The sequence below is a fragment of the Maledivibacter sp. genome, assembly GCA_025210375.1.
Lineage (GTDB): Bacteria > Bacillota > Clostridia > Peptostreptococcales > Caminicellaceae > JAOASB01.
The window spans coordinates 33,323-56,096 of the sequence record JAOASB010000023.1 but is presented as its reverse complement, the minus strand read 5'-3'; the positions used below and the strand labels follow the sequence as shown (position 1 = coordinate 56,096).

The 22,774-nt window shown below is 32.5% G+C and carries 24 protein-coding genes; 18 read left to right on the top strand and 6 right to left on the bottom strand.

Going from position 1 to position 22,774, the window contains the following annotated elements; genetic code table 11:
• Positions 1-4 precede the first annotated feature (4 nt).
• Entirely contained in the window at positions 5-937 is a 933-nt protein-coding gene (locus N4A68_07945) for an ABC transporter permease (GenBank protein ID MCT4564242.1), read from the top strand.
• A gap of 43 nt (positions 938-980) precedes the next feature.
• On the opposite strand, the gene N4A68_07940 is transcribed toward N4A68_07945, so the two are convergent.
• Together N4A68_07940 and N4A68_07935 are read right to left on the bottom strand one after the other, a co-directional pair.
• Positions 981-1,214: a hypothetical protein gene (locus tag N4A68_07940; GenBank protein MCT4564241.1), complete on the bottom strand. Its 234-nt coding sequence runs from the start codon at positions 1,212-1,214 to the stop codon at positions 981-983.
• A gap of 45 nt (positions 1,215-1,259) precedes the next feature.
• Entirely contained in the window at positions 1,260-1,466 is a 207-nt protein-coding gene (locus N4A68_07935) for a DUF2892 domain-containing protein (protein MCT4564240.1), read from the bottom strand.
• Between the two features lie 165 nt (positions 1,467-1,631).
• On the opposite strand from N4A68_07935, the gene N4A68_07930 reads away from it, so the two are divergent.
• On the top strand, positions 1,632-3,809 hold the full coding sequence (locus tag N4A68_07930; protein MCT4564239.1) for an ATP-binding protein: 2,178 nt from the start codon (positions 1,632-1,634) through the stop codon (positions 3,807-3,809).
• A 45-nt stretch (positions 3,810-3,854) separates the two neighbouring features.
• Here the strand turns inward: N4A68_07930 and N4A68_07925 are convergent, their stop codons facing one another.
• Both N4A68_07925 and N4A68_07920 read right to left on the bottom strand, forming a co-directional pair.
• Entirely contained in the window at positions 3,855-4,235 is a 381-nt protein-coding gene (locus N4A68_07925; GenBank protein ID MCT4564238.1) for a response regulator, read from the bottom strand.
• 104 nt (positions 4,236-4,339) lie between these two features.
• Positions 4,340-4,696: an Hpt domain-containing protein gene (locus tag N4A68_07920; protein MCT4564237.1), complete on the bottom strand. Its 357-nt coding sequence runs from the start codon at positions 4,694-4,696 to the stop codon at positions 4,340-4,342.
• A 333-nt stretch (positions 4,697-5,029) separates the two neighbouring features.
• Here N4A68_07920 and N4A68_07915 point away from each other — a divergent pair, with 333 nt between their 5' ends.
• The 5 genes from N4A68_07915 (at position 5,030) to N4A68_07895 (ending at position 8,998) form a co-directional block, all read left to right on the top strand.
• Complete coding sequence (locus N4A68_07915) at positions 5,030-6,391, top strand: MATE family efflux transporter (protein MCT4564236.1); 1,362 nt, start codon at positions 5,030-5,032, stop codon at positions 6,389-6,391.
• Between the two features lie 175 nt (positions 6,392-6,566).
• A complete protein-coding gene (locus N4A68_07910) occupies positions 6,567-7,373 on the top strand; it encodes an Mrp/NBP35 family ATP-binding protein (GenBank protein MCT4564235.1) in 807 nt (268 codons plus the stop codon).
• Positions 7,374-7,449: 76 nt separating this feature from the next.
• On the top strand, positions 7,450-7,806 hold the full coding sequence (locus N4A68_07905; GenBank protein ID MCT4564234.1) for a NifB/NifX family molybdenum-iron cluster-binding protein: 357 nt from the start codon (positions 7,450-7,452) through the stop codon (positions 7,804-7,806).
• A 294-nt stretch (positions 7,807-8,100) separates the two neighbouring features.
• Entirely contained in the window at positions 8,101-8,538 is a 438-nt protein-coding gene (locus tag N4A68_07900) for a transcriptional repressor (protein ID MCT4564233.1), read from the top strand.
• A gap of 4 nt (positions 8,539-8,542) precedes the next feature.
• Positions 8,543-8,998, top strand: coding sequence for a DUF134 domain-containing protein (locus N4A68_07895; protein MCT4564232.1), 456 nt, complete (start codon positions 8,543-8,545; stop codon positions 8,996-8,998).
• Positions 8,999-9,053: 55 nt separating this feature from the next.
• Here the strand turns inward: N4A68_07895 and N4A68_07890 are convergent, their stop codons facing one another.
• Entirely contained in the window at positions 9,054-9,719 is a 666-nt protein-coding gene (locus N4A68_07890) for an MgtC/SapB family protein (protein ID MCT4564231.1), read from the bottom strand.
• A gap of 380 nt (positions 9,720-10,099) precedes the next feature.
• Here N4A68_07890 and N4A68_07885 point away from each other — a divergent pair, with 380 nt between their 5' ends.
• The 3 genes from N4A68_07885 (at position 10,100) to N4A68_07875 (ending at position 12,458) form a co-directional block, all read left to right on the top strand.
• Complete coding sequence (locus N4A68_07885) at positions 10,100-10,615, top strand: ferritin (GenBank protein ID MCT4564230.1); 516 nt, start codon at positions 10,100-10,102, stop codon at positions 10,613-10,615.
• A gap of 124 nt (positions 10,616-10,739) precedes the next feature.
• Positions 10,740-11,393 carry an undecaprenyl diphosphate synthase family protein gene (locus tag N4A68_07880; GenBank protein ID MCT4564229.1) on the top strand — a complete coding sequence of 218 codons (654 nt, stop codon included), beginning with the start codon at positions 10,740-10,742 and terminating at the stop codon, positions 11,391-11,393.
• A 321-nt stretch (positions 11,394-11,714) separates the two neighbouring features.
• Positions 11,715-12,458: a 4Fe-4S binding protein gene (locus N4A68_07875; protein MCT4564228.1), complete on the top strand. Its 744-nt coding sequence runs from the start codon at positions 11,715-11,717 to the stop codon at positions 12,456-12,458.
• Positions 12,459-12,499: 41 nt separating this feature from the next.
• On the opposite strand, the gene N4A68_07870 is transcribed toward N4A68_07875, so the two are convergent.
• Complete coding sequence (locus N4A68_07870) at positions 12,500-13,138, bottom strand: nitroreductase family protein (protein ID MCT4564227.1); 639 nt, start codon at positions 13,136-13,138, stop codon at positions 12,500-12,502.
• 458 nt (positions 13,139-13,596) lie between these two features.
• Between N4A68_07870 and uvsE the strand changes: the two genes are divergently transcribed.
• The 8 genes from uvsE to N4A68_07830 all read left to right on the top strand — a co-directional run bounded on the left by uvsE (position 13,597) and on the right by N4A68_07830 (position 22,648).
• On the top strand, positions 13,597-14,556 hold the full coding sequence (gene uvsE / locus N4A68_07865; GenBank protein ID MCT4564226.1) for a UV DNA damage repair endonuclease UvsE: 960 nt from the start codon (positions 13,597-13,599) through the stop codon (positions 14,554-14,556).
• Between the two features lie 145 nt (positions 14,557-14,701).
• Positions 14,702-15,664, top strand: coding sequence for an L-threonine 3-dehydrogenase (locus tag N4A68_07860; protein ID MCT4564225.1), 963 nt, complete (start codon positions 14,702-14,704; stop codon positions 15,662-15,664).
• A 254-nt stretch (positions 15,665-15,918) separates the two neighbouring features.
• Positions 15,919-17,952: a urocanate hydratase gene (locus tag N4A68_07855; protein ID MCT4564224.1), complete on the top strand. Its 2,034-nt coding sequence runs from the start codon at positions 15,919-15,921 to the stop codon at positions 17,950-17,952.
• Positions 17,953-18,224: 272 nt separating this feature from the next.
• A complete protein-coding gene (gene ftcD, locus N4A68_07850) occupies positions 18,225-19,130 on the top strand; it encodes a glutamate formimidoyltransferase (GenBank protein MCT4564223.1) in 906 nt (301 codons plus the stop codon).
• A gap of 7 nt (positions 19,131-19,137) precedes the next feature.
• The gene (gene hutI, locus N4A68_07845) at positions 19,138-20,412 is read left to right on the top strand and encodes an imidazolonepropionase (GenBank protein MCT4564222.1); all 1,275 of its coding nucleotides are present in this window, start codon (positions 19,138-19,140) and stop codon (positions 20,410-20,412) included.
• Between the two features lie 24 nt (positions 20,413-20,436).
• Positions 20,437-21,054 (top strand): cyclodeaminase/cyclohydrolase family protein, encoded by a 618-nt coding sequence (locus tag N4A68_07840; protein ID MCT4564221.1) that lies wholly within the window; start codon positions 20,437-20,439, stop codon positions 21,052-21,054.
• Positions 21,055-21,395: 341 nt separating this feature from the next.
• On the top strand, positions 21,396-22,232 hold the full coding sequence (locus tag N4A68_07835) for a DegV family protein (GenBank protein MCT4564220.1): 837 nt from the start codon (positions 21,396-21,398) through the stop codon (positions 22,230-22,232).
• Positions 22,233-22,489: 257 nt separating this feature from the next.
• On the top strand, positions 22,490-22,648 hold the full coding sequence (locus N4A68_07830; protein ID MCT4564219.1) for a hypothetical protein: 159 nt from the start codon (positions 22,490-22,492) through the stop codon (positions 22,646-22,648).
• Positions 22,649-22,774: the final 126 nt, after the last annotated feature.

Genomic DNA, 22,774 nt, shown 5'->3' with positions numbered 1-22,774 from the left:
GGAAATGGATGTAGTTTCGTTTTTAAATGCGGCGATACAATCGGGTACGCCCCTATTATTTGCGACTTTAGGAGAGATAATGACTGAAAAATCAGGTAATCTGAATCTTGGAGTAGAAGGTATGATGCTAGTAGGAGCAGTTGTTGGATTCCAATTTGGACTTATAACCTCAAGTCCTATTTTATCTTTGCTGGGAGCAGCAGCAGCAGGGGCTCTTACCGCCCTTGTGTTTGCCTTTTTAACCATTACTTTAAAAGCAAATCAAGTTGTTACAGGGTTATCTTTAACTATACTGGGTACTGGGGTCTCCAGCTTTGCTGGAAAAGTTTTAGTTGGAGAGATTGTTCCCAATAATATAAAGGAGTTTTTTAAACCCATAAAACTACCGGGAATAGGGAACATACCCTATTTAGGAGAGGCAGTATTTAATCATAATCTATTTGTTTATTTAGGATATCTTATTGCAATTATTTTAGGAATATATCTATACCATACTAGAAAAGGACTGAACCTTAGGATGGTGGGTGAAAATCCGTCTGCTGCCGATGCAAGTGGAATAAACGTTGATCTTTATAAATATATTCATATACTAATGGGTGGAGCATTATGTGGATTAGGAGGTGCTTATCTATCATTAGTTTATGTACCAGCCTGGCAGGAAAATGTTACGGCTGGAAGGGGTTGGATTGCAGTGGCATTAGTTATTTTTTGTACTTGGAGTCCATATAAAGCCCTTATCGCCTCATACTTCTTTGGGGGTCTTGATATAATAGGCTTTAGACTCCAAAAATACGATATAAAGATATCTCAATATATAATTGATATGCTTCCCTATGTTGTAACAATATTAGTATTAATAATTGTTTCTACAAAGAAGAGTAAAGAGCATATGGGGCCAAAGGGACTGGGGAATCCTTACTTTAGAGAGGAAAGATAAAAAAAGCTTTGATTTAGAGTTTAAACTCAAATCAAAGCTTTTCCTATTCAATAATATTATTTGGAACCTTAAACCATATGTTTCCATTTTCGGTTTCATATATATCATACATATATCGGTCTTTTACATTTCCGCAGCTGTTTATCCTATTGATGTTAAGGTTGTTTTGTCTAATATATTCCCTTTGCATTTCCATATGATCAACGAAGGTCATGGCATTAGTAAAATATATGGCATTTTCTTTTGAATCACCACTGCCATTATATTTAAGATTCATAGTTATTCACCCCATAAATTAAATAGTTTAAGTACCATAAGAAAATTAAAACATTACTTCAATTTCATCATCTTCCTTTGTAGAAATCCCCATTAGATGAAATAAAGGACAAAATCTAGTTATACCTTCAGCAACCTTCATAGAACCTAATAGAATAAAAGAATTTGAATTTCTTTTTATGCCCATCCCAAGCATTGATAGACCTGCCGTTATCCGTAGAAAAGCATCTAAATCGCCTACATTTTTCTTCATAAGTTCATCTCCTTGATTAGTTTCGACTGGAATCTCTATATTAATATGACCAGTTAAAAAAAGAATTAATATGGTAATATTTAGATGAAAGCATGGATAGAGGATTTTGTCAAATTATAGAGAATATACATAAGGTATAGGTTTGAAATGAAAGAAGGCGAGGCTGTGAATATAAAAATATACATATTCCTACTTTTTCTTGCAACACTGGTATCCAGCATAATAACATATATATCATATAAGAGAAAACGAAATAAAGGCCCCAAATCACTTCCAGCTTTGATGATGGCTATCACCCATTGGACTTTATGTCAATTGATTCAAATATTTAGTACTAGCCATAATACTATATTTTTTTGGCATGAGCTAAAGCATGTAGGTATTGTAATAGTACCAGTTGCTTTTTTATCACTTGTGGGAGAATATACTAATAGAAAAAAATTACATGACAAGAGAACTATTCTTTTACTTATGATTATACCAGTATTGACTTTAATAATTATGATAACCAATGGTTTTCATGGATTATTTAGAGAAAGTATACAATTTATAAAAATCGATAATGTTGAAATCATTAATTCCAAGCTAGGGGTATGGTTTTGGTTTAATGCAATCTATTCCTATCTACTTATATGGGCGGGATTAATTCTTTTATTAGTAAAGTTTATCAATTTACCTAAACTATATCGTAAACAAGCCAGAGTTATTATAGCTGGTACATCGATTCCACTTATATGGAATATTTTGTATCTTTTATTCTACAAAGACGTCATATATGTGGATATAACTCCATTGGCTTTTTCTTTAACGGGTATAATTATTTTTTGGGGACTATTTAGATATAAATTATTAGACTTAGTACCTATTGCTAGAGAACTTGTCTTTGAAAGTATTGAAGATATGGTTATTGTTTTAGATAATAATAAGCGTATTGTTGATATGAATTTTTCGGCAAAAAAAATATTAGGACATAATGAATTCAAAATTATTGGGAGTTCAGCATCTGAAATTTTGTCGAAATTAATGGGATTAACCGATAGAAATATTGAAATAGTAGATAAAAATATTATTTTAACTTATAAAGATGAAAAGAGATATTTTGAGTTAAGGGATACTCAGATTTATGATAAGAGAAATAAAGCCATAGGTAGTCTAATATTACTTCATGATATTACAGAGCATAAAAGGATTATGGAACAGCTGAGAGCCTCTAGGGAGAAAGCGGAAGCGGCAAATAGAGCAAAGAGTAATTTCCTAGCAAATATGAGTCATGAAATAAGAACACCTATGAATGGTGTTTTAGGAATGATTGATTTGATGAAAAGCAGCCAAATAGATGAAGAGCAAAAAGCAAATTTGGAAATTATGAAGAATTCAGCACATGCACTTTTAACTATTCTAAATGATATACTAGACTATTCTAAAGTCGAAGCGGGGAAAATGGAACTGGAGAATACTGATTTCAATGTAAAGAAGATGGTTAAAGATATCGTAAAAATCTTTTCATATCAAGCTAGTGAAAAAAACATCAATTTATCATGGGATATAGATAAAGAAATACCAGATATGTTAGTGGGAGACCCCTTGAGGTTAAGACAGATAATTAGTAATTTAATCAGTAACTCAGTTAAGTTTACTCCTAATAAAGGATGTATAGAGGCTACTGTAAAAGGTATAAAGAAGAATAGTGAAGAGATAGTATTGCAATTTGTGATCAAGGATACGGGTATAGGAATACCAAAAGAAAAAATCAAGAATCTTTTTAATAGCTTTGAACAGATTGATAGTTCAAGAACTAGGAAATACGGTGGAACTGGTTTGGGCTTGGCTATAGTCAAAAGATTAGTAGAGCTAATGAAGGGAAGTATAAAGGTAGAAAGCGAACTAAATAAGGGCAGTAAATTTTCCATAAATATACCATTTCATACCTCGGATCAATATATAAAAACTAAAGAAAAAGTAAAGGTACCTATTATTAATGGGATGAAGGATATAAATATACTACTAGCAGAGGATAATAAGGTCAATCAATTGATAATGAAAAAAATGTTTGTGAAAAGGGGCTGGGAGGTTACTATAGCGGAGGATGGACAAATGGTATTACAAGAATTAGAAAATAAAAACTTTGATATAATATTTATGGACATACAGATGCCTATTTTAGATGGATATGAAACTACAATAGAAATAAGAAAAAAGGGAATAAGTACACCTATAATTGCTTTAACAGCTAATGCCATGGAAGAAGATCGCCAAAAATGTTTAAATAGTGGTATGGATGATTTCATATCTAAACCAGTTATATATTCTAATATTGCTGAAATAATGAATAAATATGTATGAAAAATGACCACTTGTCCTATATTGGGGCAAGTGGTCATTTAAAATTTAAACTGTGAAAACCTCGGTAATCCTGTCTATTAATATAGTCTTATTAATTGGCTTTTTTATATAGTGTTTTACTCCCAGTTTCTTTGCTTCAAAAACATAATGTTTTGAAGTGTGTTGAGTAATAATAATCACAGGTATGTCCTTATATCTATGGATTTCACGTAGCTTTTTAATTAGATTCAAACCATTCTCATATTTTAAAGATAAATCCATAATAATTATATCCACTAGTGTTCCATATTCGTCAATTAAATTATACATTCCAAATTCGCTACCAGCTTCACATATAACTGCACCAGTATCATTTAACATGGTCTTAATAATTTGTCTAAATGAAATAGAATCGTCAACAATTAGTATTTTTTTATTCTTTAACATAAAATAATAACACCCCGTATTAAGATTTATCCTTACACCCATATCATTCATAGGAAGTTTGAAAATATTTGGATCATCTTTAAAAATTTCAAAATTAATGAAAGTTAAATTTTATTGTATGAGAAAAATTTATTAATATCTAGCTTGGCTCTAGAAACTAAGTTCTGTAATTCATTTATATGACAGTTTATTAGATCAAAGTTTTGTATTTTTATGAGATTTTCAAAGTTTACTGCCATTTCATATATATCTGTAAGTTTTAGATTAATAGAGATGCCTTTGAGATTGTGGAGCAATTTTTGAAATTTATCCCAATCCTCGTTGTGACTTAAATGCCTTAGGTTTAAGATGAGATCGTTAACCTCTATAAAATATATGTTGAATATATCCACCATATCCTCAATATCTATTTCAATGTCTTTAGATAATGCGAAAAGATCGTAGTTTGAGTTGTAATCCATGGTATACAGCTCCTATTGTATAAAAGTTTATTAGAAAAATAAATAAGAAGTAAGTATTACTCCCAATAAAAATATATGATTAATATTATATTAGACATTAAATCACAAAATCCTTCTTTTATGATTGAGGAAATTGCATAATTATAAATGAATAAATATTAATAACATTTGGAATTATAGATTGATTTCCTTATTAGATTTTATATTGAAAAAATATTTACAGGTATCATATAAGTCCCTAGACTACATTATATTTGTATATAAAAATAATATTAAATATATAGGAGTAATGATATAATATATTATTACAATAATTTGAAAACTGGAGGTAAAATGAAGCATTTACAGAAAAGAACATTTATCCTTGAGGAGAATATGACAAAGGTCATTTTCACTTTGGCTCTGCCCATTATGTTTAATAATTTATCTCAGACCCTATATAATTTAGCTGATACGTTTTGGGTGAGTAGACTAGGTGAAATTGAATTTGCTGCCACATCCTTTGTTTGGCCTGTATTATTTTTAATTATATCCTTAGGAATGGGTATGAATATTGCAGGAACTGCCTTGATATCCCAGCATATTGGAGCTAAGGAAAACAAGGAAGCAAACGAAATTGCTGGACAGTTATTTACATTTTCAATAATAGTATCATTGATCTTTTCTACCTTTGGATTTATTCTTACTCCTAGTATAGTCAATATGATGGGAGCTAAGGGCGACTTGTTTGTTTATAGTAAGCAATACTTAAGTATAATGTTTTTTGATATCCCAATTTTATATATAGTATATGTTTTTACTTCCATAAGACAAGGTCAAGGTGATACACTAACTCCTATGATTATAAATGTAGGTAGTGTTGTATTAAATATTGTTTTAGACCCATTATTTATATTTACTTTGAACCTTGGAGTTAGAGGAGCAGCTGTGGCTACTGTACTGTCTAAAGCAGTATTTTCCTTTTATATTTTATATCTACTTTTCTTTAAAAAAGATGGAATATATATTACGACAAAGAGTCTTAAGCTAAAAGAAAAATTAATCAAAAAAATTATAAGCATAGGTTTACCAGCGTCCTTAGGACAAGCTGGTTCAGCCATTGGATTTATAATACTTAATGTTTTTGTTGTATCATTTGGTGACTTTACTTTAGCTGCATTTGGAATTGGAAATAGAATCAATTCACTGGTACTCATGCCTGTAATGGGAATTGGAAGCGCTTTAGCGACGATTATTGGTCAAAATCTTGGAGCTAACAATAAAAGTAGAGCAAAGGAGGCTTTCAAGAAGAGCTTATCAATATCGGTTTTGTTTATGATAATAGGAGCTATTATCCTTGTCCCTACTTCAGAGGGTATAATAAGAATATTTGCTAAGGAAGAAGAAGTTATTTCCCAAGGTACATACTATTTAAAATTGATAGCATCAACACTACCCCTTATGGGTATTTTTAATTGTTTAATGGGGACATTTCAAGGATCTGGGCATACAATATATGCAATGTTTATGGATTTAGGTAGGCTATGGGGTCTAAGGATACCAATGATACTGTTATTCAAAAAACATACTGATTTGGGTAGTAAATCCGTATGGTTCGCAATGGTTATTAGTAATTTTATTATTTGTTGTATAGGAATGGCTATATATATGGAAGGAAAATGGCAGGAAAAAGTTAATAATAGATATACTAGATGACCCTAGGCTGTGGCAAAAGCTCATTTTCTTATCTTTGAATTTGATCTTTTCCCACAGCCCTTTATATTATTGGGATTGAGCATATGTATATAGCAAAAAAGTTATTGGCATTTGACAATAACAAAAAATGGAGTATAATATAATTAGCATATGCCAAATAGGAGGTTGAATATAAATGTTTGAAAAAGAAAAGACAAATGAAAAAAGCAACATAAAGAAGGTTATTGCAATAATGAGTGGTAAAGGCGGTGTGGGAAAATCCTCTGTAACTTCATTGGTGGCAACTGCATTGACTGAGCAGGGACATAAAGTGGGTATAATGGATGCCGATATCACTGGACCAAGTATACCTAAAGTATTTGGGATTAATGATCAAAGAGCTAAGGGTAATGAATCTGGAATAAATCCAGTAGTGACTAATACTGGTATAAATGTAATATCCTTAAATTTACTAATCGATAAGGAAGATTCTCCTGTAGTTTGGAGAGGCCCTTTAATAGCAAATACTGTAAAGCAATTTTATACTGAGGTAAACTGGGGAGATTTAGATTATTTACTTATAGACCTTCCTCCAGGAACTGGAGATGTATCCTTGACAATAATGCAATCACTAGATTTAGATGGAATAATCGTAGTTTCTTCACCACAGGATTTAGTTAAGCTTATTGTGAAGAAATCTTTAAATATGGCTAAAATGATGAATATTCCAGTAGTTGGAATAATTGAAAATATGAGCTATTATGAGTGTGTAGAATGTGGAAAGAGAATAGATATCTTCGGAAAGAGTAGAGTAAATGAAATAGCAGAAGAAATGGGAATAAATGTATTAGCCCAAATGCCTATAGATCCAAGCTTTGTTGAGCTTTGTGATGAAGGTAAGGTAGAGCTTTATGCAAAAATAAACTTTGCCATGATGAAGGAACTATCTGATAATGTATTGAAAAATTTGGATGCACTATGTAATGAAAATGTGTGTAACTAGCATTGGGAAATTACATTTAATGAATATGTAAAAAAATGTGTACAAAAATTAAGAGCATTAAGGAGGTAGTTCCATTATGAAAATTGCAATAGCTAAGGATGGAAATGTAGTATCCGGTCACTTTGGACATTGTGAAGGATTTGAAATAGCCCAGATTGAAGATGGAAATGTTTTGAATAGAGAATTTCTACCTAACCCAGGACATAAACCAGGATTTTTGCCCAAATATCTAGCAGAAAGGCATGTTAATGTAATCGTATCGGGAGGTATGGGGGCAACAGCACAAGAGTTGTTTGCTAGAAATAACATTAACGTAATAGTAGGAGCCAAAGGAAATTTAGATGATGTTATTAATGAGTATGTTAATGGTAAATTGAAGTCTACAAATTCAGTTTGTAGGGAACATCAACATGAAGGACATTGTAATGATTAAGCAGAATGGAGACATTCTGCCCAGATTGTTGATAAATTCAACAAGATGAGAGGCTGTCTAAAAACCTGAAGTTTGAGGCGTGCTGAAAGCTAGAGACCGCAGCGTATATAGAGATACGTAAGGGTTCTTGCTTGAAGCAACAACGAAGAAATTCGAGTTTTTAGACAGCCTAAGCAGAATGGAGACATTCTGCTTTAACTTTATATAATGAATTACCAAAATCTTAGAACTTATCACTTAGAACTTAGGACTACAAAGATATTGGTAGATGTCTTTGATAAAAGGGTGATTATATTGGATAATAGGATTAAGAGAATTGAGGAAATATTAAAGCAAAGAGGATATAAACCCACAAGTGCCCGTAAGGAAATCATCAAGTTATTTGTAGATAATAAGGATATGCATTTAAAAATTAATGATATATATGATTTAGTTAAGGGAAGAATAAGCTTACCAACTATATATAGAACCATAGGAACATTAAGGGAAACTGGTATAATTAAAGAAACAAACATTAGTAATATAAGGTTTTATGAACTAAGAATATTTAGCGAGAAGTGTATGCATATACATCTAAAGTGTGAAAAATGTGGGAGATTATTTGATTATAGTAATAGTAGTTCAATAGTAAATATTTTAGAAGAAAAGAACAAATTAGAGAAGAAATATGATATTATGGTAAATAATATTTCCATTGTTTTTGATGGAGTTTGTAAAGAATGCAGGAGGTGAGTTTTTGCCCAGACCCATTAAACCTAGAAAAATTGCTTTTGTTCCTCAAAATAACTATTTTGTTCCAGCTAATAAACCCAAATGCGAATTAGAGGTTATTACATTAAAGCTAGAGGAACTTGAGGCAATGAGACTAAAAGATATCCAGAAGCTTAGTCAAGAAGAATGTGCTGGGGAAATGCATGTTTCTAGGCAAACCTTTCAATTGATAATAGATGAAGCCAGAAGAAAAGTATCTGAAGCCTTAACAGAAGGAAAAGCTATAAGCATTGAAGGGGGTAATTATACATTTAACATATGTAAATATGAATGTAAGGATTGCGGAAATATATTTAGTGAACCCTACGAAAATGAAATCCATAAATGTCCTAAGTGTGACTCTAGGGAAGTCGCTTGTATTGATGAAAGTAATTTTTGTCAGGGACGGTGTAAAAGAAAAAGAGGTTGTATTCATTATTAAATTAAAAAGAATAGGCCTCTTTTTACTTACCCTTTAATAGAACCATAATATATGTTTATTCTATTAATTCCACATTATCGATTCCTTCAATACTCAATAAGGATGATAAAATATCAGATTGGTCTATGCCTCTAGGAACCTTAAGAATCATAATTATTGTTAGATTTTCATTATTATGGGGCTCCAAATTAATATTATGTATTGATATATTCATTTTACCTAACTCTGTACCGAGTTTTCCTATTTGCCCCGGTTTATTTATTGTTAGGATTTTCAAATTAATTTCATTATGTCTTTTACTTACATACACTTCAAACTTTGAAAAGAAAAATAATATAACAAAAACAAAACCTGTGGATACAATAGCCCCTAAATAAAATCCACTTCCCATTGCTAAGCCTATACAAGCAACAGCCCAAAGACTCGCAGCTGTGGTTAGACCCTTTACAGTCAGCCCTTCCCGTAGAATCGTTCCTGCTCCAAGAAAACCTATACCACTTATGACTTGGGCTCCTAATCTTCCAGGATCTAGATTTGTTAGATGTTTGTAGTTATTAAATAGAAAAATGCCAGTTAACATAACAAGCGTAGATCCCATACATACTAAAATATGGGTTCTAAATCCAGCAGGTCTATTAATACTTTCCCTTTCCATACCTATTAGCCCACCTAGAAGGCAAGCAAGAATTATTCTTATTAGTACATCATTAATTGAAATCACAATAAAATACCTCACTTTCAGAATATGTACAATGTTGTTATTATATATATTACTTTTGTTAAACTAAACTGTTACTGAAACAAATTGCATGATTAAGTTCTTAAAATATTTATTATTTTGATAAAAAAAGTGTTTAAATTTTCCAAGCTGGGTATTTATATAATGATATAAGATTTACAGTGATTTTTCAATATAGAATTTTTAGATTTGGTGATTATTTAACTTGTCTATTGTATATTATGATCAAATTTTATATTATATAAAGTGTGGTAATTTATACAAATAAATGTTAAGTAAATGTGTATACTAACTAAGAATATTTATAAATTGCCAATTTAAATTAAAGTTCTATATGGAATATAAAAAGAGGAGGAATATAAATGGTATCTGAAAAATTATTTAAAGAGTTAAATGAACAAATGAATTTTGAATTTGAATCTGCTAATATTTATTTAGCTATGGCTGCATATTGTGCATCCATTGATTTAGACGGATTTGAGAATTTCTTTATAGTACAAAACGAAGAAGAAAGATTCCACGCTATGAAATTTTATAACTACATAAATGAAGTAGATGGTAGAGTTACAATATCTTCATATAAGGAGCCTAATAATAAGTTTGAATCATTATTAGAGGCTTTAGAAACTGCTTTAGGCCATGAAAAAATTGTTACTGAAAGAATCTATAAGCTTATGGATATAGCTCAGGATGAAAGAGAGTATGCTACAATAAGTGTTTTGAAATGGTTTATAGACGAACAAGTGGAAGAAATGAATATGTTTAAAAAGCTTATTCAAAAAGTTAAGATGATTGGGGATAATACAAATGGACTAATGTCCCTTGACAAAGAACTGGCTCAAAGAACCTTTACACCCCCAACCAATGAAACTGAATAAAAAATTTTTAAAAAAACTCAGCCTTGGGCTGGGTTTTTTTTATGTATAAAGAATTATTATTTTGACAAAAATATTAGGTATAATTGTAAAAATAATCTTCTAAAGGATGAAGGGAGGTTTTTATATGAGGATTCCTAATCACATAGGAATTATACCTGATGGGAATAGACGTTGGGCTGTAAATATGGGATTCACAAAGGAAAAAGGTTATGATTATGGATTGAAACCTGGAATAGATATGTTTAAATTATGCCAGCAGGTGGGAGTAAAGGAAGTTACTTACTATGGATTTACAACGGATAATACAAAAAGGCCTAGCTCCCAAACAGAGGCATTTACTAAAGCATGTATAGATGCTGTAGAAATGCTTGTACATGAGGATGCATCTTTATTAGTAGTTGGGAATACTAATTCCCCTAAGTTCCCTGAAAAGTTAAAGCCCTACACAACTCGCCAAGACTTTGGAAAGGGTGGCTTAAGGGTCAATTTTCTTGTTAACTATGGATGGCATTGGGATTTAGAAAACCTTTATTTGAATGGCGGTAAGGGTAATAGAAGTAAAAAAAATATAATGGATTCTATTTATACATCGGATATAAGTAGAGTCGATTTAATAATCCGTTGGGGTGGTAGAAGAAGATTAAGTGGCTTTTTACCAGTACAATCCATATATTCGGATTTTTATGTAATAGATGATCTATGGCCAGATTTTGATGATGAACATTTTTATGGTGCATTAGAATGGTACAATAATCAAGATATAACCCTGGGAGGATAAATAGAGAGTTCTAAGTTGTAAGTTCAAAGTTCTAAGATAGAGGGCATTCTCTTAGGTTAAGAGTAGAATATAAGAATTAATATTAGTAGGATATTAGATTTTCTATCTGTCTTACTTGAGCAAATTGCATAATCACCTTCTATAAAGACTGTCTACTATATATAGTTTGAAAATCTTCAAAGCTTAGAACTTATAACTTTGAACTTAGAACTTTTTATCCTGTGACTAATATCACAGGATAGAATTGATATAAATCACATATTCTCATCATGATTTCTTTTATAATTAAAATATAAATTAAGGATGAGGAGTGTGATTTAATTGGCTATAAGAAAAATAATTAAAATTAACGAAGATAAATGCAACGGTTGTGGAGAATGTGTTCCTGGATGTGCTGAAGGAGCCATACAAATTATAGATGGTAAAGCAAAACTAATATCAGACAATCTATGTGATGGCATAGGAAATTGTATTGGACATTGTCCGGTAGATGCAATAGATATCATCGAAAGGGAAGCAGCGGATTTTAATGAAGAAGCAGTAGAAAAACATTTGAAAGATATAAGTCAATCTAAGAAAGTACCTATAAAAAAACATAGTAGTGGATGTCCAGGTAGTAGATCAATGAGTATAAAAAGAAAAATAGACCATAGATTAAATCCAGGGATTTTAACTAATGATATAGAAGTAAAAATCAAGCCTCAATTAGGTCAATGGCCAGTACAGCTTAAATTAGTACCTGAGGCCGCATCTTATTTCAATGGAAAAGATTTGCTTATAACAGCTGATTGTGTACCCTTCGCTTACCCAAATTATCACATAGATTTATTAAAGAATAAGTCAGTGGTGATAGGATGTCCTAAACTGGATGATATAGAATTCTATATGAATAAACTTACTAATATTATTAAGATGAATGACATAACCGGAATAACTGTAGCACATATGGAGGTGCCATGCTGTACAGGAATAATCATGGCGGCAGAGGAGGCACTTAAGAGATCGGGAAAAAACATAGAAATTAGAAAAGTAAAGATAAAAATAAATGGCAGTAAAGAAGAATAAGAACAGCTTGAAGCGGCTCAAGCCGCTTTCTATACTTCTTATTATTCTATAATTGTAAGTACTTCATCCACAGGTATTCTTTTCGGACTCCTTAATTCCGATTCTTCCGGTACACCTATTGGGGTCATGGCAGCTAAGAAGTAGCCTTCCTTATCAATGGGGATGAACTCCTCAATCTCTTTACCTGCATAATTTGGACCCGTCATCCAACAGCCTCCATAACCCATATTGGCAGCAGCTAAAAGTAAATTTTCCATCGCGGCAGATATATTCTGTATACCAGGCGACGGTCTCAAAAGATTGTGAATTTCCTCACTGGAAGCTCCTTTATCTTTAAAAAGAGGCAATTCTGATGGAGGATAAGAACTGGTATAAGCTAATACCAAAACAGGAGCATCTCTAAAGACCGTGTGATATTTTACATATTTCGTAAAGGATTTCTTTAATTCTTCATTCTTACAAAAGCTTGCTAGTTCAGCATTTTTTCTTTCAATGATTTTCGCAATTTCGTTTATTTTCTCCTTGTTTTTTATAACGACGAAATGCCAGTTTTGAACATTTTTAGATGAAGGGGCATATGTAGCGGCTTTTATTATTTCTTTTATATCCTCAGTAGGAACATCAGCATCCTTAAATCTTCTGATACTATGTCTTTTGTAAATAAAATTTAAACTATTCAATATATAACCTCCCAATAATACTAAGTTAATATATATTATACCCTATTATGCTGCACAATAAATACCTAGAAATGTAAAAAGCTTTAGATACTTAGCTGAGTAAACTGTATGGAGATGTAATATTATAAATAGAGCAAATTGCATAATTACCTTCTACAAAAACTATCTACCATATGTAGTTCTAAAATCCCAATGGCTATACCATCAAATATGCTTATATCTTAAGCAATTAAATATAGGATGATATTCGCATATTAGGTTTAGCCAAGTAAGAGTTATGCAATTTCCTCAATAGTTTCAAAATTATTCTATGACTATATGAATTTTAGTATGGACTTTAACTTATACTATGAAAACCCTATATAGATTTATAAATTGATGATGTAATGGGAAATAATATTATTATGTGACAAACTTGCTCAATTAACATTATGTATTTAAAGATTGAAGGTGATATTTTGAGGATAAACTTTGGATATGTGGCTATGTCAAAGGTAGTGAAAAATTGTTCTCCGTCTCAAACGGTAACAGTAAAAAACCTAACTAAAATTGAAGATGAGGAAGTAAGACTTTATAAATTAAATTCTATTGCTAAATCCAATATAAAGAACACCCAAAGACTTTTTTATCATAACAATGCCCATGACATAAAGATGTATCGTTTAACTTCTAAGCTCATACCCCTTGCTACCCATCCTATTACCCGAAATTGGGACTGGTATGATGCTACAAAGGAGGATTTAAAGGCTCTAGGAGATTATGCAAAGGAAAAGGGGTTTAGAATAAGTGCCCATCCTGATCATTATACTCTATTAAACTCACCTAAAGAAGAGATATTGCAGACATCCTTAAGGGATTTAGAATATCACTACAAAATTTTTCAAGGCATGGGGTTAGATATTTCTTCTAAATTAATACTGCATATAGGAGGAAGATATAAAAGTAAAGACAAATCAATAGAACGGTTTATCAATAATTTTAGTATTATACCAGAACATCTAAAAAAAATACTGATACTTGAAAACGATGATAAAACCTATACTGCTAAAGAAGTTTTAGATATTTGTGAAAAAATAAGTGTGCCTATGGTATTAGATATCCATCATCACTGGTGCAACAATAATGGAGAAGATATATCGGATTTTTTAGGAAATATTTTTGATACTTGGAATTATGAAGATATTTCTCCTAAAATCCATCTTTCCAGTCCCAAAGACGAAAAAAATTTTAGAAGTCATGCAGACAATATAGATATAAGTTTTTTTATGGAATTCCTAGAAAAAGCTAAGAAGGTTAATAGGGATTTTGATGTTATGATAGAAGCGAAAAATAAGGATTTAGCCCTTTTTAACTTAATGAAGGAGTTAGAAAATATTTCTGAAATAGAAGTAATAAATCAAGCCTCAATTGAGTATTAGAACAGAATTATTCATAGGAAAGTTAAAACCACGGTGAGTATTTTTAAACTTCCTATGAACAATCTGGGTTAATTATAATTTTTCATCACAGTCTTGGGCAATAATTGATAGAGAAGAGTACTATAAATTTTCTAGGGGTGATTAAATGAAAAGAATTCTAGTTACTGGAGCTTTAGGACAGATTGGTTCTGAATTAGTTATGAAACTAAGAGATATTTACGGAATAGATAATATTATAGCAAGTAACCGAAGTAGTGATAAAAATGGGGGCGATGAGGTCATTGATTCGGGGCCCTTCGAAGTTGTCGATGTTCTAAATCCTAATCAAATAGCTGATGTTACTAGTAAACACAAGATTGATACGATTATACATTTAGCTGCTATACTTTCGGCAGTAGGAGAAGAAAATCCTACCCTGCTATGGGATGTCAACATGAATGGTCTTTACAATATCCTTGAAGTTGCAAGGGAAAATAAATATGCTGTATTTACTCCTAGTTCCATAGCAGCCTTTGGGCCTAGTACTCCAAAGGATTTCACACCTCAAGATACTATTCAAAGGCCAACTACTATGTATGGAATATCTAAGGTAGCTGGTGAACTATTATGTGATTATTATTTTGAAAGGTTCGGTGTTGATACTAGGGGCGTTAGATTTCCAGGGCTTATTTCTTATAAGGCATTACCCGGTGGAGGAACCACAGACTACGCGGTTCATATATATTATGATGCTTTAAAATCTAAAAAATTTATTTGCAATATAGACAAAGGAACGAAAATGGATATGATGTATATGCCAGATGCCCTAGATGCTATTGTAAATCTTATGGAGGCTGATCCATCCCATTTAAAACATAGGAATGCATTTAATGTAACCGCAATGAGCTTTGGGCCTGACGAAATATATGAAGAAATCAAAAAACATATACCAGAATTTGAGATAGAATATAATATAGATCCTATTAAGCAGAAAATAGCAGAATCTTGGCCCAACTCATTAGATGATAATGATGCACGTAGGGAATGGGGATGGGAGCCCAAATATAATCTTTCATCAATGACTATAGATATGTTAGAAAAATTAAAGGAGAAATTGAATACTAAATAACCTAAAAATTATACGGAAAAAAGGCATAGAAGAAAGTTAAAAGGAGATAGGTCACAGAGAATATTCTTAGAATCCATCTTCTTTTTATTTTTTATACATATCAGAACGGCCCTAAAATTTTGAATTTGGAACCTATAACCCAAAGGCCGTAGTCAGACGCCTTTATATAAATAGACGCTTTAGTGACGAAGAAATATTAAAATAAAGGAAAGACAATAATAGATTATATATAAAAAAAGAGAAGGGGTGTTTTAATGATTAGCAATATCGATATTTCTAAAGCAATGTCTATTAAGCTTGATAACGAATTGCCTCCTTATCCCAAATTTGATGAAGGATATAGAAGGGCTCCAAAGAGAGAATTCAACCTTACACCAAGGGAGACAGAGATAGCTCTTAAAAACGCACTTCGTTATATACCCGAGGAGCTACATGAAGAGCTTGGGCCAGAATTTATGGAGGAATTAATAACTAGAGGTAGAATATATGGGTATCGTTATAGACCTAAGGGAGCCATAAAAGGAAGACCAATAAAGGAATACAAGGGAAAATGTGTAGAGGGAAAAGCTATACAAGTAATGATTGACAATAATCTTGACTTCGAAATTGCTTTATATCCATATGAACTTGTTACCTATGGAGAAACCGGCCAAGTATGTCAAAACTGGATGCAATATAGACTTATAAAGAAGTATCTTGAAGAGGTGACTAATGAGCAGACCCTAGTTGTTATGTCCGGTCATCCACTAGGGTTATTTAAATCTTCTCCAGAGGCTCCAAGAGTACTTATAACTAATTCAATTATGATTGGTATGTATGACAATCCTGATACATGGCATAAAGCAGCTGCCATGGGAGTTGCGAACTATGGACAAATGACAGCCGGTGGATGGATGTATATAGGGCCTCAAGGAATAGTTCATGGAACCTTTAATACTATCCTTAATGCAGGTAGATTAAAGTATGGAATAGCCGATGATGCGGATTTAAGAGGTTATCTTTATGTGACATCTGGATTGGGCGGAATGAGTGGGGCCCAAGGTAAAGCTGTGAAAATAGCTAACGGAGTTGGTATATTAGCTGAGGTAGATTATTCTAGAATACAAACAAGATTAGATCAAGGCTGGGTTGATGTAGTTACAAAGAGTCCAAAGGAAGCCTTTGAATTGGCAAAGGAATATCAAGACAAAAAAGAAGGCTTGGCCATAGCTTTTTCTGGGAACATAGTCGATTTACTTGAGTATGCGGTTGAGAATAATATTGATATTCCCCTACTATCTGATCAAACCTCCTGTCATGTACCCTATGATGGAGGCTATTGTCCCCAAGGACTTAACTTTGAAGATAGAACAAAGCTTTTGACAAGGGATAAGAAAAAATTTGCTAAGCTTGTAGATGAATCCCTCAAAAGACATTATGAACTCATAAAGATTTTGGTAGAAAGAGGTTCCTATTTCTTTGATTATGGAAATGCTTTTATGAAGGCAGTTTATGATGCGGGTGTTGATGAAATCTGTAAAAATGGTAGAGATGAAAGTGAGGGCTTTATATTCCCATCATATGTTGAAGATATAATGGGACCTATGCTTTTTGATTATGGATATGGTCCATTTAGATGGGTATGCTTAAGTGGAGACCCAGAGGATCTAAGAAAAACCGATAATGCCGCAATGAATTGTATTGATCCTAATAGAAGGGGTCAAGATAGAGACAACTATGTATGGATTAAGGATGCAGAAAAAAATGCTTTAGTTGTTGGTACGCAAGCAAGAATATTATATCAGGATGCAATGGGCAGATTAAAAATAGCTTTGAAATTCAATGAAATGGTAAGAAATGGAGAAATAGGCCCGGTTATGCTTGGTAGAGATCATCATGATACAGGCGGTACGGATTCACCCTTTAGAGAAACCTCAAACATCAAAGACGGAAGTCAAGTTATGGCTGAGATGGCCACCCAATGTTTTGCTGGGAATGCGGCAAGAGGTATGAGTATGGTGGCACTGCACAATGGCGGAGGTGTAGGCATTAGTAAGTCTATAAACGGTGGTTTTGGAATGGTGCTTGATGGAAGTGAGAGGGTTGATACTATCCTTAAGAGGGCAATGCCTTGGGATGTTATGGTTGGAGTTTCAAGAAGAGCTTGGGCTAGAAACGAGAATTCAATAGAAACCTGTATAGAATATAATGATAATAAAAAAGGAACAGATCATATAACTATTCCATTTATACCTAAAGAAGATCTAGTGAAAAATTTAGTTGCTAAAGCCTTTAAAGAAATGAAATAGATATTAATAGAGCAAATTGCATAATTACCTTCTACAAAAACTATCTACCATATGTAGTCTAAAATTCTTCAAAGCCATACCATCAAATATGCTTATATCTTAAGCAATTAAATCAAGGATGATATTCGCATATGCAAGTCTGCCAAGTAAGAGTTATGCAATTTCCTCAATAACTAAGGGTATCTCAAAATATAACTGTTTTGAGATACCCACTATACATAAAAATAAAATGTAGATGAAGAATAAAATAAAAAACAAAGGAGATGTTATAAATGCCTGAAGTTAAAAAAATTGTACAATGCGTACCAAACTTTAGTGAAGGTAGAGATTTGGATAAGATAGAAAAAATTGTATCACCACTTAGAGGGAAAGAAGGAGTAAAGCTTTTAAACTATGAAGCCGATAAGGATTACAATAGAGTTGTTGTAACAGTAATAGGTGAACCTCTGGCCGTAAAAAATGCCGTTGTTGAAGCCATAGGAGTTGCTGCTGAGGTTATTGATATGACAAAGCATGAGGGTCAACACTCAAGAATGGGAGCAAGTGATGTTGTGCCCTTCATACCTATAAAAAACATGAGTATGACGGAAGCAGTAGAGCTTGCAAAGGAAACTGGCAAGGAAATAGCAGAAAAATATAATATACCTATTTTCCTATATGAAAAAGCAGCAACAAAACCAGTAAGGGAAAATCTTGCCAAGGTTAGAAAAGGACAGTTTGAAGGGATGGCTGAGAAGCTCCAAGACCCAGAATGGAAACCGGATTTTGGAGAGGCTAAAATTCACCCTACTGCTGGTGTTACAGCGGTTGGGGCTAGAATGCCACTAGTGGCCTACAATATAGATTTAGATACAGATAATATAGAGATTGCTAATAAAATTTCGAGGGCTATTAGACATTCCGGTGGAGGTTATAGATTTATCAAGGCTGGTGGAGTTCATATACCTGAAAGAGGTATTACACAGGTCACCATGAATCTTACTGATTATACAAAAACAGCTATGTATAGAGCCTTTGAAGCAGTTAAAATGGAAGCACGAAGATATGGTGTAAACGTTCTAGGTAGTGAAGTAGTAGGACTTGTGCCTATGGAAGCCTTGATTGATACAGCAGCATACTATCTTGGACTTTATGGTTTTTCGATGGATAAAGTTTTAGAAACTAGTTTAATGGAGTAGTGATAATATGGAAAAGGGAAATATAATAATAAAAAATGCTTCGGAATTAGTAACCTGTAAAGGCTTTAAATCAAAAAAAGGCAAAGAAATGAATGATTTGCATATCGTACATGATGGCACAGTTATTATTGAGGAGGGAATTATTAAAGCAGTTGGGAAAACTGAAGAGGTGTTAAAAAATGTCAATGAGGACGGCTACGTAATTATTGACGCTTCAGGAAAAACTATATTACCTGGATTTGTTGATTCCCATACCCACTTGGTTTTCGGAGGTTATAGAGCTGAAGAGTTTTCATGGAGATTACGTGGAGACAGTTATATGGAAATAATGAATAGAGGCGGAGGTATAATAAATTCCGTTAAAGGAACAAAGGAAGCGTCTAAGGAAGAACTTATAGCTTTAGGAAAGAAAAGACTTAATTCCATGTTAGCCTTTGGAGTCACCACAGTAGAGGGTAAAAGTGGATATGGCCTTGACTTTGATACAGAAATAAAACAATTAGAAGTAATGGAAGAGCTGGATAAATTGCACCCTTTAGATATAGTTAAAACCTTTTTAGGAGCCCATGCTGTTCCGGAGGAGTATAAGGGAAGAGAAGATGAATTTATAGACTTCATAATAGAAGAGGTTTTGCCCATTGTGCAAGAAAGAAATTTAGCAGATTTTTGTGATGTTTTCTGTGAAAAAAATGTTTTTTCCATAGAGCAATCAAGAAGACTACTGCTAAAAGCAAAGGAAATGGGCATGAAATCTAAGCTTCATGCAGATGAAATAGTGAGACTAGGTGGAGCTGAGCTTGCAGCTGAGATTGAAGCTGTTTCCGCTGATCATTTACTACAAGCATCCGATAAAGGTATAAAAGCTATGGCGGAAAAAGGGGTTGTGGCTACATTATTACCTGGAACAGCATTTAGTCTAAAGGAAGAATTTGCAAGGGGTAGGTTTATGATAGACAATGGTTGTGCAGTTGCCCTTGCTACGGACTTCAATCCGGGAAGCTGTTTTACTGAGTCAATACCACTGATAATTTCACTTGCTACTTTATATATGAAAATGACTCCAGAAGAAACAATAACTGCTTTAACAATAAATGGTGCAGCTGCAATTAATAAAGCCGATGAAATTGGAAGTATTGATGTAGGCAAAAAAGGAGACATTGTGATTCACGAATTTCCTTCCTATAAGTTTTTGCCCTATCATATAGGTGTGAGTACTGTAGAAAAGGTAATTAAAAATGGTATAATGGTTTATGATAGAAATATAGCATTTAAAGGCGTGTGAAAGCAAAGAAAGAGGGAGGATACAATGTTAGGGGATAAAACAATAAAAGTCTTTTTAGAAGAAACAGCTTCTAAGTCGCCTGTACCTGGGGGAGGAAGTATTGCTGCATTGAGTGCAGGGATGGCTACAGCTTTGACTGAGATGGTTGCAAATCTAACTATAGGTAAAAAAGGATATGAGGATGTACAAAGAGATATGGAGGGGTTAATATCTATACTACCAAGTATCAGAACTGGTTTTATAGAAGATATTGACAAAGATGCCGAGGCCTTCAATGGAGTCATGGATGCATTCAAGATGCCAAAGGATACGGATGAAGAAAAGGCTGAGAGAAAAAGTACTATTCAAGAAGGTATGAAAAATGCGGCCCTTATTCCATTAGAGGTTGCTAAAAAGGCCTTTTCCATTATGGAACAAATAACAATAGTTGTAGAGAAGGGCAATAAAAATGCAGTGACTGACGGTGCAGTAGCCGCCATGATGGCAAGAACTGCCGTTCTTTCAGCATTATTCAATGTAAAGATAAATCTAGGGTCAATAAAGGATCAAGAATTTGTTAAGAGAGTATCAGACCAAGTTCATGAATTAGAAACAAATATAGATTCTTTAGAAAAAGAAATCTTAGCTAAAGTTGAATTATAGATTTATAAATTGGGGGTAAGGCATAAATATATGCTCTGCCCTTTTTATTTTGTTAGAGATAACTGCCAAAATAAAACAAAAATTGCAATTAAGCATTGCATACTCAACTATGAATACAATATAATTGTATAAAGGGATAAAATATAAATATGAGACTTTATGTTTTAATATATATAAATTAAAGTTTTGACTGGAATATCTATATAGAGAGTTTAGGGTAAATCTTAATTTATACATGTCAAAATATCCCTAGCAAATGGAGAAATGTATAAATTTAAAGCTCTATTGAAGAGAATATAGATTAAAGCTTAAAGTAGCATATTTATCGAAAGGGGAAAATTATGAATATAAAAATAATAGGTGACAGCTGTTTTGATATGAATAAAGAACTTAAAAAAATATCAGAGATATGCTTAGCTCCTTTAAAAATAAGTATAGGTGAAAAAGTATTTAGGGATGATGAAAACTTAGATCAAAAAAATCTGTTAGTGTCTATGAAGAAGTCAGACAAACCTCCAAAAACTGCGAGCCCTTCACCAAATGATTTTCTAGATAGATTTAAGGGAAAAGAAGATGTATTTGTTGTAACATTATCTTCCCAGTTAAGTGGAAGCTATAATAGTGCAGTTTTGGCTAGGCAGATGTATCTTGAAGAGTCAAAGGACAAATTCATTCATGTTTTTGATTCACTTAGTGCATCTGTTGGGCAGACACTAGTTGGGCTTAAAATTATGGAATTATCAAAGCTTAACTATAAAACCCATCAAGTTGTTGAAAAGGTAGATGAGTACATAAAGGATATGAAAACATTATTTGTTCTGGAATCCCTAGACAATTTGATAAAAGCAGGAAGGATTAATAAGATAGTTGCGAAGTTGGCTACTGCTTTTTCTATTAAGCCAATAATGGGTTCTACGGATAAGGGAACCATAAGCTTAGTTGAAAAGGCTAGGGGTTCTAAAAAAGCATTAAGACGTTTAGTTGAATTAATAGAAGAACAGGGAGAAAAAATTGAAGAAAAAATTCTTGGAATAGCTCATTGTAATTGCTTAGATAGGGCACAAAAGCTAAAGGGTGAAATAATGCAAAGATATAACTTTAAAGATATAATAATCGTAGAGACTGCAGGAATAAGTACTGTATATGCTAATGACGGAGGAATAGTTATAGCTTTTTAATTTTCTATAAAAATCTTTAAGTATATTAGGTTTATTTTCCACCTAAAATATTGTTCTTTTAGGTTAACAGAGCTTTGAGTAAAACTCTTAGGTCTGTTAGTTTATATATTTGAAACCTTAAAGAATTGCCCAAAAATTTTACTGTGGGAAGACAGCAGTTATGTGTAATAATTAATTATAAACCGAGGATTAAAAACGAACTATAGAAATGTAATTATTTGAGGGATATTTGGTATTGAAGACAGATAGGAGGAAAAATGAATTTGAAAAACATAATTATAGGAGTAATATTTTACATAGTAGTAACTAGTATCGAAGGGAAATTTAATTTGAAAACGTATAGCTTGCTAATTCCAGTAACAATACTAATAGTAACAATTTTGATGGTAATTGAAAATAAAAAACGTAGTGAATAATGTTAATTACTATATATAACAAACCACAGTTAGGGATATTCTCATGTTGGTGATTGAGTGATGCGCAAGAATTTATTGTGAGTGGCTAAGTTATAGAGTGTGGCAGATCAGCAGGAAACGATTGCG